Consider the following 12884-nt stretch of genomic DNA (forward strand, 5'->3'; position numbering starts at 1 on the left):
ACCTAGTCTTTAACTTCTTCTGAAAAGTCCTAACACTTCTACAGTTTCTGTAATATTAACGAATGCATTCGGGTCGATTTCAGAAATTGTTAGTTTCATACTTGCTAATTCTTCACGAGAAACGACGGTCATAAGTACACGCTTTTTCTCGCTTGAATAAGCACCTTCGCCATCAAGTAACGTTATTCCACGTACAACAGTTGAAAGAAGTTGTTTTTTCATTTTTTCTGCTTCATTTGTTACAATCATAAGTGTAACTTTACGATGTTTTGTATGAACAGCATCAATTACTTTACCAGTTACATAAATTGAAAGTAAGCTTGTAAGTGCAACATCCCAGGTGAAGAAGAATCCTGCGATTATTACAACGACTGCATTTAAAATAATAAGGAATCCGCCAAGTTTAATGTCTCGCTTGCGGGATAAAAGCATACCGATAATATCAAATCCACCAGTGGATCCATTACAGTTAAAAACAAGACCAATACCAGCTCCGGCGATTACACCTCCGAAGATAGAAGATAACAATGGATCTGTTGCTACGACTTTTACTGGAACGTAGTATAATGCAACAGATAATACAACTACAGAGACAACTGTGTTAAAAATTACTTTTTTCCCAAGACCTATGTACCCTAAAATAAGGATAGGTAAGTTTAATACAAAGTTAATAATGCCTGTGTTTACAGGGGTTACAATCCCTAAAATAATAGCAATTCCGCCAATTCCACTACTTAAAATTTTGTGGGGGATAAGGAAAAGATTAAAGGCAACCGCAATAATAATAGAACCGATAATAACACCAAGGAATCTGACCATTTCTTTCCCGTCCTTCACTGAAAAATTCATATTATTTCAAGATTATATATGATATTGAAAGTTTTGGGTAAAAACAGTTTATTTAGGTAAATTAGATTAATCAAAAGAATTTGAGTATTTTATCATTTGAAAGGGGATACAGTTGTGAAGATAAAAACATATCAACAGAAAAGCCCGTTGAAGCAAGAATGTGAGGATTCTTATTTTTGTAATAAAGAAAAAAAGATTTATGGTGTATGTGACGGTGCAACACCACTTGTCCCGTTTCGTGATGAAAAGGGACATAATGGAGCATACATCGCTTCGCATTTATTTGCAAGTTATTTTACTGTATTACGAGAGAATCATAGTTTACAATTTGCAGTTGCCAAAGCAAATGAAGCATTGCAAAGCAAAATGTTAGAATATGAAGTAGACACGAGAAAAAAAGAGCATTTGTGGTGCACATGTATCGCGGCAGTCCAAATAGTTGGTGAGAAAATTGAATATGCGCAGCTTGGGGACTGTATGATTGTCGCAACTTTTCAAAATGGAACGATGCAAGTATTAACGAAAGACACAGTTGAAGGAATTAGTAAAAGAGCAAAAAAGAAGAGGGAAGAAGATCGTAAAAAAGGGTTATCTGTACCAGAAGAATATGTTTTTCAAGATGTTCGAGAACAGTTAAAATACAATCGTTATCTTGCAAATATGCCAAATGGTTATTCAGTTGCAAATGGAATGAAAGAAGCGATACATTATTTACAACATGGTGAATTACATACAGATGAAGTGAGTGGGATTTTTATTTGTTCAGACGGGTTATTTCACCCAGATTGGTCATTAGAACAAACTGTTGCATATATAAGAAAGAATAGTATAAACGAATATATAGCAATTATTGAAGAGCTAGAAGCGGAAAAGAGAATAAGGCCAGATGATAAAACGATTATTATGATTGATTTTTAAGAGGAGGCAGTTCAAATGGAAATTAAACGTGTCAATCTAACATTTCAAGATGAATTAGTTCCTTTAGAAAAAGTAAACAAACTGATTATTCACCATACAGCTGAAGATGGATGGGACGTGTATAAAACGCATGAATTTCATCAAACTGTAAGGGGGTGGAGCGGAATTGGTTACAACTATTTTATCGAAAAGGATGGAACTGTAGTGGAAGGGCGAGGTTTACATATTGGAGCGCACGCGAAAGACCATAACCGTCATACAATTGGAATATGTATGACGGGAAATTTCGATAAATATGATCCCACTCCCCCGCAAGTGAATGCATTATATTCTTTATGCAAAATGTTTATGAAGCAATTTGCTATAAAGAAAGAAAATATACTAGGTCATAGGGAGTTAGAAGGAGTTACAAAAAGCTGTCCTGGTAATCGTTTTTCTATGGTAGAGTTAAGGAAGATATTATCTTAAATATAGAGGAGTAACAACGATGATGAATATAAAAATACCAAATGATAAAAAAGAAGAGCTTGTAGCGCAAATTCAGCAATTTTTCATGGAAGAAGATCTAGATGAAATTGGGCGTTTCCAAGCAGAGCGTTTAATAGAAGAAATGATTAAATTAGTTGGACCATTTGCATACAATCAAGCAATTGGAGATGCAAGAAAGCTTGTAAGTGAGAAATTAACGAATATGGAAGAAGATTTATACGTGTTAGAGAAAAATGAAGGGAAATAAAAAAAGAGCCGATGGGCTCTTTTTTATTTTTCTTTCTTATGTTCCTTATATTCATGTACTTTTTCTTTCACATTACCAACTGTATCTTTAGCAGTGCCTTTCACCTTATCCCATTTTCCTTCAGCTTGTAATTTCTTATTGTCAGTTACTTTCCCAACAACTTCTTTTACTTCACCTTTTACCTTATCAATGGCACCTTCTACTTTTTCTTTTAAACCATGATCATGTTTAGTCATACATTTCTCCTCCTTGTAGTTTGATTAGAATTCTCTTTTCATATTGCAAGTTGAATGATGTATCTAGTAATAGCGTAACAAATCTAGTTTGAATATTCAAATGATTAATAGGATAGAAAAGGAATTGTCATAAAATGTTTAAAAATGTAACGGGAGGAGAAATAAAGTAAATTATAATATGTCTTTTGCGGTCCATATTGATTTTGTATAAGCGATTTTCATGTGAGCACGTTCCATGTTATTTTGACTGCCGCTACCGAACCTTGCTTGTCCAACTATTAAAGTACAATTGGATTCAATAGCTTTCTTAATTCGTTTTTGAATTAATGCAGTATGACAGCCTTTACGCTGAAATTCTGGCAAAGTAGCAGAAGCAGCTAATGATGCGACACCCTTATTTATATACAGGACACCAATACCAGCAGGGATATTTTGAACTTCAGCTATGAAAAAATGCCACCCTGGTTCATTGTAAAGAATTTCATTATTTTGGCGCACGCTATCTTTTGTAAAGGATGGCATATTAAATCCACGTACATAAATGTCTGCAAAAATATCAAACTCATTTTCTTTTAGTTTTCGTATTGTAATATTAGAAGGAAGAAGTGATGAACCCTCTCTCGGTATACTATACAAAGCAGTATGGAAGCTAGATTGATAAAACCCTTTTTGAGATAAGTATTGAAATAATTCAGTTGTACCTTGTGCTGGGGTAATTTCAAAACGACAAGGGATTTGTAGTGATTCATAATAAGAAATGATTGCATCAATCGCATCTGCATTTGTAATACCTTTTACCGTATTAAAAGCTGGACCAGCAATTATTTTTGATGAAAAGGCAGTGGCGCTACCGAATTTTTTCATTTGCACTTGCATTGGGTTTCCGCTTATTGTTTGTAGTCTCTCTAATCTAGAAGAGAGCATATCAATTTCTGCATTTTCAATTTCTGTTGCTATATCGAGTGTCATAACAGTAGTCATAAAATTCCTCCGTTAATAAATATATTTCATAGTACATATACGATTTTTGTTTTGAGATTCCTGTTGAAATGTGAGAGAATAAGAGGTTTTTTGGAAGGGAAATGGAAGTGAGCTGTCGAAGGGAGTGGAAACAGATTAAAGGTGGTGCTCTCATGAAACAAAAAACCGTGCAGACATGCTCTAATTGTGGTTCTCAAAACATAGGAGAAGGTGAGTTTGTCGGATATGCACAAATACGGAAAAAGGAAACGATGTTCACATCTTCACCGGTGGATGCTTATATTTGTACAGACTGCGGAAATATCCTTTCATTAAAAGTACGACATTATGAAAAGTTTAAGCAGAAGCCGTTATGATTATTGAGTAGTGGTTTTATTAGGGTAGTTAATAAGAGTAATATTTTACATATATATGAGTATGCCTCAGATAAAGAGATGAAAACATATACAGTACATAGTTCGTTATATGACACATAAAAATATATAGAAGAAATTGTGAGGTAGTAGGAGGAAGAAAAAACAGCTCCTCTTGGAATATTTCATATTTAAAACTCCTTTAAATGAATAAAGGAGTTTTTTGATTTTTTATAACAATAATTACCTTTAATTGTTATAATTGGTTATTAGGAGAGGGTGGTTTATTAACGCCATAATCATAGAAGAATAATAGCTAAATCGTATACAAAACCACTATATAACACAATCGCAACCGTAAGTTGACAAAGTGCAACCGCAGGAAGATAGAGGTAAGAGCAATGTTTACATACAATTTAGTTAAGAAAACGAAGGGGGACACACATATGGGATTTGGTGAGAAGCTTTTTAAATTAAGAAAAGAAAAGGGTCTTTCTCAAGAAGCATTAGCCGAGAAATTAAACACAACAAGGCAAGCGGTTAGTAAATGGGAAAACGGTCAAGGTTTTCCTGAAACTGAAAAGTTAATAATGATTGGAAATGTATTTGAAGTATCACTTGACTATTTATTAAAAGAAATTGCTGAGCAAAGTAACGAAAAGGAAAATGGTTATTATGTAAGTAAGGAAATGGCAGAAGGGTATATAGTGTATGGACAAAAAATTTCTAAATATATTGCATTAGGATTTAGCTTGCTTATTTTATCTACAATACCGTACTTATTATTTAAAGAAAATGCAACAATGTCTACGTTTCTTGTCATTATCATTGCAGTGCTTGGGATCGGAGCAATGATGGCACCTGTAACGATAGAAGAGAGTCGATACAATGTATTGAAAAAGGAAGAACTACTATTTGATCAAAACTTTCTAAAAGAATTGACCAACAGATATGCGATTATTAAGAAGAAGTATGCCGCAGTGGTGATTGTTGGATTTTGTTTTATTGCCGCAGGCGCAATACCGTTTTTGTTTGAGGAAAAGCATATCACTTCAGGAGAATTAGTGCAGTATTATCCGTACTGTGTTGTACTTATTGCTATCGGAGTTTATCTTTTTGTACGTGTGTTAGGAGTGTTAGAGACGTATCGGATTTTAGTAGAAAATAAGGAATACAGTAATCGTTTTATTTTTAAACTGAAAAAGAAAGTAAGGAAAAAGGTAGATAGTTTATAAAAAATAAAAAACATGTTTCGAATCAATGTATTCAAAACATGTTTTTTATCGTTCTGAATTATTTCCAAAGAAATAATTCAGAAAATACAGAAAAATGTCGTAATCATTTGTAGAAGTCTGCTATAATAAACGAAAAATGAAAACGTTTTAAAGGGGGACATAACCAATATGATGATGAATGTACCGCTAACAATTAGTTCTATGATGGAAAGAGCAGAGAAACTGTTTTCGAAGAAAGAAATTGTTTCACGGACACATGATACAGTTACAACGTTAACGTATAAGCAGTTAGGGGAAAGAACGAGAAGACTTTCCAGTGCGTTGAAAAAGCTTGGAATTAAAGAAGGTGAACGTGTAGGAACGTTAGCATGGAACCATCATCGGCATGTGGAAGCGTATTTTGCTATTCCTGGTATTGCTTCCGTTTTACACACAATTAATATTCGTTTATCTCCTCAACATATTTCATACATTATTCAGCATGCAGAAGATCGAATTTTACTTATTGATGAAGATCTCGTACCACTCGTTGAAAATATTCAATCACAATTATCAACTGTACAAGCTTACATTATTATGACTGATAAAGATGAACTCCCAAATACTACGCTGAAGCCTGTATATCATTATGAAAAGCTATTAGAAGAAGGCGATCCAACTTTCCAATTTGTAAAAGATATTGATGAAAATACACCTGCTGGTATGTGTTATACGTCAGCGACTACAGGAAATCCAAAAGGTGTTGTATATACGCATCGTAGTACTGTACTGCATTGCATGGCACTCGGTTTAGCGGATACAGCTGCTTTATCGGAAAGTGATGCTGCAATGGCGATTGTACCGATGTTCCATGTGAACGCTTGGGGACTTCCTTTCGCTGCTACTTGGTTTGGGTCAAAACAAGTTCTTCCAGGACCGATGTTTACGCCAAAAATTTTATTAGAAATGATCCAATCTGAAAAAGTGACGTTAGCTGCCGGTGTGCCGACAATTTGGCTTGGTGTATTACAAGAGTTAGAAAATAATAGTTACGATTTATCTAGTATGACGAGAATACTATGCGGTGGTGCAGCTGCACCGAAAAGTGTTATTAAAGCATTTGAACAAAAACACAATGTTCCGTTCATCCATGCATATGGTATGACCGAAACGAGCCCACTCGTAACACTTGCACGTTTAAAAAGTTATGAAACAGAATTATCGTATGAAGAGCAATTAGAAATTAGATCAAAGCAAGGGTATCTTGTACCTGGTGTAGAGATGAAAGTAGTCGGTACAAATGGTGAAGTGAAGTGGGACGGTACGGAGATGGGAGAACTATGTTTACGAGCGCCGTGGATCGCTGAAAGCTATTATAACGATGAGCGTACTGTCGAAGGTTTTCGTGATGGTTGGTTATATACAGGAGATGTTGTTACAGTTGACGAGGAAGGATGCGTGAAAATTGTTGACCGTACGAAAGATGTTATTAAAAGCGGAGGCGAGTGGATTTCCTCAGTTGACCTTGAAAATGCTTTAATGGCACATGATGCTATATTTGAAGCGGCTGTCGTTGCAGTTCCTCACCCTCAGTGGCAAGAGCGACCAATTGCCTGCGTTGTTCAAAAGAAAAATAGTACGGTTACAAAAGAAGAAATATATGAGTTTTTAAAACCACAGTTTGCGAAGTGGTGGTTGCCAGACGATATTGTCTTTATGGAAGAAATACCGAAAACATCTGTTGGGAAGTTTTTAAAACAGGCGCTTCGGAAAGAACTGGAGCATTTGCATAGAGAGAAATAAGTGAACTTCTATTTGTAAACTCTAATACATTAATGGTTGACAAAAGAGGAGTGGAAAGATAATATAATTTTTATGATATGTTACCTAAAATAAATTTTAAGTTTACAAATAGGAGAAGCAAATATGAATACAAAAAACTTAGTTTTTGTCGCTTTATTTAGTTCTATTATGGGAGTGTTAGGGTTAATACCTCCGATTGCTCTTTCTATTACACCAGTTCCAATTACATTGCAATCACTCGGTGTTATGCTTGCGGGTGGGTTGTTAGGATCACGTCTAGGTGCGTTAAGTCAGCTTATTTTCTTACTTATTGTAGGAGTTGGAGCACCATTGCTTGCTGGTGGACGCGGTGGCCTTGGTGTATTTGTTGGACCAAGTGCAGGATATTTACTTGGTTACATCATTGGGGCGTTTGTTATTGGTTATTTAATTGAGCGTTTACGTGAAGTTTCTATTATAAAAGTATTATGTATTAATATAATTGGTGGTATTTTCGTAGTTTATGTATTTGGTATTACTGTACAAGCGTTCTTAATGGATGTTTCTGTATGGGAGACAATGAAAGTGAGTGCTGTGTTTTTACCAGGGGATTGTATAAAAGCAATTATTGCGGCAGTTCTCGTAACAAAATTACATCGTTCATTGAAACATATTATTACGCCCGCTTTAAAGAATGGAAAATATACAAATGCGGGATGATAAAGGGAAGAAACACGTTAATTGCGTGTTTCTTTTTATTATTATTGTAAAGAAAGGACGTCTCATATGGGGATTACAAAAGAATATAAAAAGCATGCCTCTGTACAACCGAATAAAATAGCGATAAAGGAAAATGATAGAGTTTTAACATATAAAGAGTGGTTTGAATCAGTTTGTAAAGTAGCAAGCTGGTTAAATGAAAAAAAATCGAAGAATAAAACGATAGCAATCCTATTAGAAAATCGTATAGAGTTTTTACAACTATTTTCTGGTGCCGCTATGGCCGGGTGGGTTTGTGTTCCGTTAGATATAAAGTGGAAACAAGATGAGCTCAGAGAAAGAATTGAAATTAGTAATCCGGATATGATTGTGACAGAACGATATAAGGTGAATGATCTATTGGATGAAGAAGGAAGAGTAATTGAAATTGATGAGTGGAAAAGAATGATAGAGAAATATCTTCCTACATATTCCACTGTAGAAAGTGTACAACATGCTCCTTTTTATATGGGATTTACATCAGGATCAACAGGAACAGCAAAGGCATTTTTACGTGCACAACAATCGTGGGTTCATAGTTTTGATTGTAATGTACATGACTTTCATATGAAAAGGGAGGATTCAATTTTAATAGCTGGGACGCTCGTTCATTCTCTTTTCTTATACGGGGCAATAAGTGCATTATATGTAGGACAAACAGTGCACATTATGAGAAAGTTCATTCCGAATCAAGTATTAGATAAGTTAGAAACTGAAAATATATCGGTTATGTATACAGTTCCGACAATGCTTGAATCTTTATATAAAGAAAATAGAGTAATAGAAAATAAAGTGAAAATTATTTCGTCAGGAGCGAAATGGGAAGCTGAAGCGAAAGAAAAAATAAAGAATATATTTCCTTATGCGAAAAGATATGAATTTTATGGTGCATCAGAGTTAAGTTTTGTAACAGCACTAGTCGATGCAGAAAGCGAAAGAAGGCCAAATTCAGTAGGAAAACCTTGTCATAATGTGCAAGTTCGAATATGTAATGAAGCAGGCGAAGAAGTACAAAAAGGTGAAATAGGAACTGTTTATGTGAAAAGTGATCAGTTTTTTATGGGATACATAATAGATGGGGTTTTAACACGGGAGTTGAATGCAGAAGGTTGGATGACAGTGCGAGATGTAGGCTATGAAGATGAAGAAGGCTTTATATATATTGTTGGTAGAGAGAAGAATATGATTTTATTTGGAGGAGTCAATATTTATCCAGAAGAAATAGAAAGTGTATTACATGAACACCCAGCTGTCGATGAAATAGTTGTAATTGGTGTGAAAGATAGTTACTGGGGTGAAAAGCCCGTCGCGATTGTAAAAGGAAGTGCTACGAAACAACAATTAAAGAGTTTTTGCTTACAGAGATTATCCTCTTTTAAAATACCGAAAGAATGGCATTTTGTAGATGGAATACCTTATACAAATAGTGGGAAAATCGCTCGTATGGAAGCAAAAAGTATGATTGAAAACCGGGAGAAAATATATGAATAGAGCAGTTATTGTAGAGGCGAAAAGAACACCTATTGGTAAGAAGAATGGGATGTTAAAAGAGTATGAAGTTCAGCAATTAGCAACGCCGCTTCTTACGTTTTTAAGTAAAGGGATTGAGAGGGAAATAGATGATGTCATATTAGGTAATGTTGTTGGGCCAGGAGGGAATGTTGCGAGACTATCTGCTTTAGAGGCGGGACTTGGCTATCATATTCCTGGTGTAACGATTGATCGGCAATGTGGTGCTGGTTTAGAAGCAATTCGAACTGCGTGTCATCTCATTCAAGGCGGGGCAGGTAAGTGTTATATCGCCGGGGGAGTAGAGAGTACAAGTACGTCACCTTTTCAAAAAAGAGCACGATTTTCACCTGAAACAATTGGTGATCCTGACATGGGAGTAGCGGCTGAATATGTTGCGGAGCGTTATAATATAACGAGAGAAATGCAAGACGAGTATGCTTGTCTTAGTTATAAGCGGACACTGCAAGCGTTAGAAAAAGGATATATACATGATGAAATATTTTCTTTTAATGGATTATTAGATGAATCTATAAAGCCAGAAATGAATTATGAACGAATCATTAAAAGAACAAAGCCCGCATTTTTACAAAATGGAACAGTGACGGCAGGTAATTCATGTGGTGTAAATGATGGGGCATGTGCTGTTCTTGTAATGGAAGAGGGACAAGCTCGAAAGTTAGGTTATAAACCTGTCCTTCGTTTCGTTCGTAGTGCTGTAGTGGGAGTGGATCCCAAGCTTCCAGGGACTGGTCCGATATTTGCGGTGAACAAATTATTAAACGAAATGAATGTAAAAGTAGAGGACATCGATTATTTTGAAATAAATGAAGCATTCGCCTCAAAAGTTGTTGCTTGCGCAAAAGAGTTACAAATTCCGTACGAAAAAGTAAATGTAAATGGTGGAGCAATTGCGCTCGGTCATCCGTACGGTGCATCTGGTGCTATGCTTGTAACACGTTTGTTTTATCAGGCTCAAAGAGAGTCTATGAAATATGGAATTGCTACATTAGGAATTGGAGGCGGGATAGGGATGGCGCTATTATTTGAGAAAATAGAAGACTAGCGAGGTAACTAGTTTTCTACTTTTTGAGGAACATAAACATTACTACCAGGCTTCGCTTTCATTTCGTTCCAAGCAGCAATCGCATCAGCTTTTGCTTTCCCTTTATTATTTGGATCTTCGAAAAAGTCACGAGTAAAGCGATTGTATTCAAATTGTGCACCGATAGTTGTTTTGTATGTAGGGTCTTTTTTTCGTTCGTTTTCTTCATGCCAAAAAGCTATCGCGTCTTCATATGTTTTTCCAACATTCTCTTTGAAAAATTTTTGAAGAGCTACTGTAAAGCTGAAGTTTGTTCCGATTTTTTCTTTGAAAAAAGCACGAACATCTTCGCTACAGCGGTGATTGTTAGTAATAATCGTTTGAAGAGAAAGGTCTTTATAGGATAGGGAAGCTTTACTCACCTTTTGAACAGAGCTGTTTTTTAATATTTTACCAGTAGTTAAATAATGTGAGATACGCTCGGTTATTTCGATCTTAGAGCCACTAGCTGGCAACCCATTCTCACGACAAAATGTTTGGAGTTCTGCTTTTAGCCAATAATAGTTTTGGAAATCTTCAATTGATATAGACTTTGTTAAAGGTGGACGCATGAATGTAACAACTACTTTCTTCCATAATTTTCTTCAATTATAAAACATATGTTCTTTTTATGGAAGGGTTAATTTGTAAATATAATGGGAAGAGGAGATTGCATATGGAAAATGTAATGCAAGTTCGTGTTACAGGAATTTTAATTGAAGATGAAAAGGTATTGCTAGTAAAGCAAAAAGTGGCTAATCGAAATTGGTCTTTACCTGGAGGAAGAGCAGAGAATGGCGAAACGTTAGAGGAAGCAATGATTCGAGAAATGAGAGAAGAGACAGGGTTAGAAGTTAACATTCAGAAGCTACTCTATGTTTGTGATAAACCAGATGCTCGCCCGTCTTTATTACATATAACGTTTTTGCTTAAAAGGATTGAAGGTGAAATTATGCTACCTTCTAACGAGTTTGATCATAATCCAATTCATGATGTGCAAATGGTGCCGATTAAAGATTTAAGTCATTATGGTTTTTCGGAAACTTTTATCAATCTTATAAGTGAAGGTTTTGTAAATGCAGGGAGTTATCAAGGTTTGAAACAAAATATAGGTCTGTAAATATAGGGGAAGGATAGCCGTTCGCTATCCTTCATAACATGTTTTAAACTGCTGACTGTAAAGAAGAAACAAGCTGATTTAAAAATTCATCTCCGCTCATAATTGCTTTCCCGCCACCGCGAGCACTCTTCTTATTTCCGCCACCTTTTCCTTCGATTGTAGGAAGAGCGTCTTTTAAAAGAGCATTCATATCGAGTGATACTGATTTTCCGCAAGCGAGAATACATTGTAGTTTGTCATCATTTTCGATGACGAAATACGTAATTGCATGCTCTTGTTGTTCTGTAATAATAGCGGAAAGCTTTGCGATTTCTTGCATAGAACGATTTGTAAATACTTTAGAAATAAGTATGCCGGCATGTATTTCCGTAGGGTGTTGAAGTAGTTCATTTGCCTCTGCAAATAATAATTTTTCATTCATTGTTTGTATTGCTTTTTCGTTTTCTTTTTGAGAAGTAAGCAGTTGCGCCACTTTTGTTGGAATATCAGTTTCGCTACTGTTTAATTGTTTGGAAACATTCTTTATAATTTGTTGTTGCTGCCCTATTAATTTAAGTGTGCGCCAGCCAGCGATAAACGTTAGTCGTATGCCACCTTTATTGCGTTCCCATCCTAGTACTTGAATAGGACCTACTTCACCAGTACGTTTCGGGTGTGTTCCGCCACAGCCGTTATAATCAAAGTTTTCGATCATAACAACGCGTATATTTTCTGTCATAGTCGGTTCTTTACGAAGGGGCAACGTTTTCGCTTCTTCTAAGTTCATCCACTGGATGCGGATTGGATGGTTTTGAAAAACAATTTTGTTTGCAATTTGTATTGCTTTTTCAACCGTTTCTGCATGAAGATTTTCTGTTTCTAAATCAATTGTTACTGTTTCTTTACCAAGATGGAATCCAATTGTAGGCATGTTAAAATGGTCCCAAAAGGCAGCAGATAAAATGTGCTGAGCCGCATGTTGCTGCATATGATCAAAACGGCGCTCCCAATTGATTTTACCTTCTACGTCTTCTGTATGTAATTGTTCTGCAATGTAATGACGAATTTCTCCGTTTATCTCTTCTACATTGATTACATTGATATCATTTAATGTACCAGTATCATATGGTTGTCCGCCACCTGTCGGATAAAATGCTGTTTCATTCAAAACAACGTATAAGTTACCGTCTTTATCATAATCTTGCTTTATAATTTTAGTAGTAAAGTCTTGCTTATAAGCGTCAGTGTAATATAATTTGTGCTCCAATTTTCTTTCTCCTCTCGCATTAACTAGTTTCATTGTAAAGCAATTGAAATTAGTTTCCTAATATTTCAGAAGAAAGAAACTATTTTTAGAATTTTCT

General features: G+C 35.5%; 15 protein-coding genes. 10 read left to right on the plus strand and 5 right to left on the minus strand.

Annotated elements, in window-relative coordinates; all coding sequences use genetic code 11:
* Positions 1 to 9 precede the first annotated feature (9 nt).
* On the minus strand, positions 10 to 819 hold the full coding sequence (locus IQ781_RS25250) for a YitT family protein (protein ID WP_000251344.1): 810 nt from the start codon (positions 817 to 819) through the stop codon (positions 10 to 12).
* A gap of 126 nt (positions 820 to 945) precedes the next feature.
* Here IQ781_RS25250 and IQ781_RS25255 point away from each other — a divergent pair, with 126 nt between their 5' ends.
* From IQ781_RS25255 to IQ781_RS25265, 3 genes are read left to right on the plus strand one after another with little or no spacing between them, the layout of a single operon-like run.
* A complete protein-coding gene (locus IQ781_RS25255; protein ID WP_069461620.1) occupies positions 946 to 1767 on the plus strand; it encodes a protein phosphatase 2C domain-containing protein in 822 nt (273 codons plus the stop codon).
* Between the two features lie 15 nt (positions 1768 to 1782).
* A complete protein-coding gene (locus IQ781_RS25260) occupies positions 1783 to 2235 on the plus strand; it encodes a peptidoglycan recognition protein family protein (protein WP_000404002.1) in 453 nt (150 codons plus the stop codon).
* Positions 2236 to 2254: 19 nt separating this feature from the next.
* A complete protein-coding gene (locus IQ781_RS25265; protein ID WP_000981066.1) occupies positions 2255 to 2503 on the plus strand; it encodes a DUF2164 domain-containing protein in 249 nt (82 codons plus the stop codon).
* A gap of 23 nt (positions 2504 to 2526) precedes the next feature.
* Here IQ781_RS25265 and IQ781_RS25270 read toward each other — a convergent pair whose 3' ends face one another.
* Positions 2527 to 2739 (minus strand): CsbD family protein, encoded by a 213-nt coding sequence (locus IQ781_RS25270; RefSeq protein WP_000160410.1) that lies wholly within the window; start codon positions 2737 to 2739, stop codon positions 2527 to 2529.
* 171 nt (positions 2740 to 2910) lie between these two features.
* On the minus strand, positions 2911 to 3720 hold the full coding sequence (locus tag IQ781_RS25275) for a GNAT family N-acetyltransferase (protein ID WP_000214341.1): 810 nt from the start codon (positions 3718 to 3720) through the stop codon (positions 2911 to 2913).
* A 152-nt stretch (positions 3721 to 3872) separates the two neighbouring features.
* Here IQ781_RS25275 and IQ781_RS25280 point away from each other — a divergent pair, with 152 nt between their 5' ends.
* The 6 genes from IQ781_RS25280 (at position 3873) to IQ781_RS25305 (ending at position 10403) form a co-directional block, all read left to right on the plus strand.
* Positions 3873 to 4076 carry a hypothetical protein gene (locus tag IQ781_RS25280; RefSeq protein ID WP_033693195.1) on the plus strand — a complete coding sequence of 68 codons (204 nt, stop codon included), beginning with the start codon at positions 3873 to 3875 and terminating at the stop codon, positions 4074 to 4076.
* Between the two features lie 443 nt (positions 4077 to 4519).
* On the plus strand, positions 4520 to 5308 hold the full coding sequence (locus IQ781_RS25285; RefSeq protein ID WP_063220557.1) for a helix-turn-helix domain-containing protein: 789 nt from the start codon (positions 4520 to 4522) through the stop codon (positions 5306 to 5308).
* A gap of 168 nt (positions 5309 to 5476) precedes the next feature.
* Positions 5477 to 7090, plus strand: coding sequence for a long-chain fatty acid--CoA ligase (locus IQ781_RS25290; RefSeq protein ID WP_048655775.1), 1614 nt, complete (start codon positions 5477 to 5479; stop codon positions 7088 to 7090).
* A gap of 123 nt (positions 7091 to 7213) precedes the next feature.
* Positions 7214 to 7789, plus strand: a complete 576-nt coding sequence (locus tag IQ781_RS25295) for a biotin transporter BioY (protein WP_001093334.1) — start codon at positions 7214 to 7216, stop codon at positions 7787 to 7789.
* 66 nt (positions 7790 to 7855) lie between these two features.
* Positions 7856 to 9319, plus strand: a complete 1464-nt coding sequence (locus IQ781_RS25300) for an acyl-CoA synthetase (RefSeq protein ID WP_063220556.1) — start codon at positions 7856 to 7858, stop codon at positions 9317 to 9319.
* Complete coding sequence (locus IQ781_RS25305) at positions 9312 to 10403, plus strand: acetyl-CoA C-acyltransferase (protein WP_063220555.1); 1092 nt, start codon at positions 9312 to 9314, stop codon at positions 10401 to 10403. The genes IQ781_RS25300 and IQ781_RS25305 overlap by 8 nt, the downstream gene beginning before the upstream one ends.
* Positions 10404 to 10411: 8 nt before the next feature.
* On the opposite strand, the gene IQ781_RS25310 is transcribed toward IQ781_RS25305, so the two are convergent.
* Positions 10412 to 10993, minus strand: coding sequence for a DUF6434 domain-containing protein (locus tag IQ781_RS25310; RefSeq protein WP_063220554.1), 582 nt, complete (start codon positions 10991 to 10993; stop codon positions 10412 to 10414).
* 104 nt (positions 10994 to 11097) lie between these two features.
* Between IQ781_RS25310 and IQ781_RS25315 the strand changes: the two genes are divergently transcribed.
* Positions 11098 to 11541, plus strand: coding sequence for an NUDIX hydrolase (locus IQ781_RS25315; protein ID WP_000432568.1), 444 nt, complete (start codon positions 11098 to 11100; stop codon positions 11539 to 11541).
* A gap of 43 nt (positions 11542 to 11584) precedes the next feature.
* On the opposite strand, the gene IQ781_RS25320 is transcribed toward IQ781_RS25315, so the two are convergent.
* Positions 11585 to 12787 carry an alanyl-tRNA editing protein gene (locus tag IQ781_RS25320; protein WP_148663867.1) on the minus strand — a complete coding sequence of 401 codons (1203 nt, stop codon included), beginning with the start codon at positions 12785 to 12787 and terminating at the stop codon, positions 11585 to 11587.
* Positions 12788 to 12884 lie beyond the last annotated feature (97 nt).

It is taken from the genome of Bacillus sp. N447-1 (genome assembly GCF_022701035.1).
Classification (GTDB): Bacteria; Bacillota; Bacilli; order Bacillales; family Bacillaceae_G; genus Bacillus_A; species Bacillus_A cereus.

What these genes read in the sequence shown, in the direction of transcription:
- IQ781_RS25250 (WP_000251344.1), bottom strand. Translation starts at nt 819, where the DNA reads ATGGTCAGATTCCTTGGTGTTATTATCGGTTCTATTATTATTGCGGTT.
- IQ781_RS25260 (WP_000404002.1), top strand. Translation starts at nt 1,783, where the DNA reads ATGGAAATTAAACGTGTCAATCTAACATTTCAAGATGAATTAGTTCCT.
- IQ781_RS25265 (WP_000981066.1), top strand. Translation starts at nt 2,255, where the DNA reads ATGATGAATATAAAAATACCAAATGATAAAAAAGAAGAGCTTGTAGCG.
- IQ781_RS25270 (WP_000160410.1), bottom strand. Translation starts at nt 2,739, where the DNA reads ATGACTAAACATGATCATGGTTTAAAAGAAAAAGTAGAAGGTGCCATT.
- IQ781_RS25275 (WP_000214341.1), bottom strand. Translation starts at nt 3,720, where the DNA reads ATGACTACTGTTATGACACTCGATATAGCAACAGAAATTGAAAATGCA.
- IQ781_RS25280 (WP_033693195.1), top strand. Translation starts at nt 3,873, where the DNA reads ATGAAACAAAAAACCGTGCAGACATGCTCTAATTGTGGTTCTCAAAAC.
- IQ781_RS25285 (WP_063220557.1), top strand. Translation starts at nt 4,520, where the DNA reads ATGGGATTTGGTGAGAAGCTTTTTAAATTAAGAAAAGAAAAGGGTCTT.
- IQ781_RS25290 (WP_048655775.1), top strand. Translation starts at nt 5,477, where the DNA reads ATGATGATGAATGTACCGCTAACAATTAGTTCTATGATGGAAAGAGCA.
- IQ781_RS25295 (WP_001093334.1), top strand. Translation starts at nt 7,214, where the DNA reads ATGAATACAAAAAACTTAGTTTTTGTCGCTTTATTTAGTTCTATTATG.
- IQ781_RS25300 (WP_063220556.1), top strand. Translation starts at nt 7,856, where the DNA reads ATGGGGATTACAAAAGAATATAAAAAGCATGCCTCTGTACAACCGAAT.
- IQ781_RS25305 (WP_063220555.1), top strand. Translation starts at nt 9,312, where the DNA reads ATGAATAGAGCAGTTATTGTAGAGGCGAAAAGAACACCTATTGGTAAG.
- IQ781_RS25310 (WP_063220554.1), bottom strand. Translation starts at nt 10,993, where the DNA reads ATGCGTCCACCTTTAACAAAGTCTATATCAATTGAAGATTTCCAAAAC.
- IQ781_RS25315 (WP_000432568.1), top strand. Translation starts at nt 11,098, where the DNA reads ATGGAAAATGTAATGCAAGTTCGTGTTACAGGAATTTTAATTGAAGAT.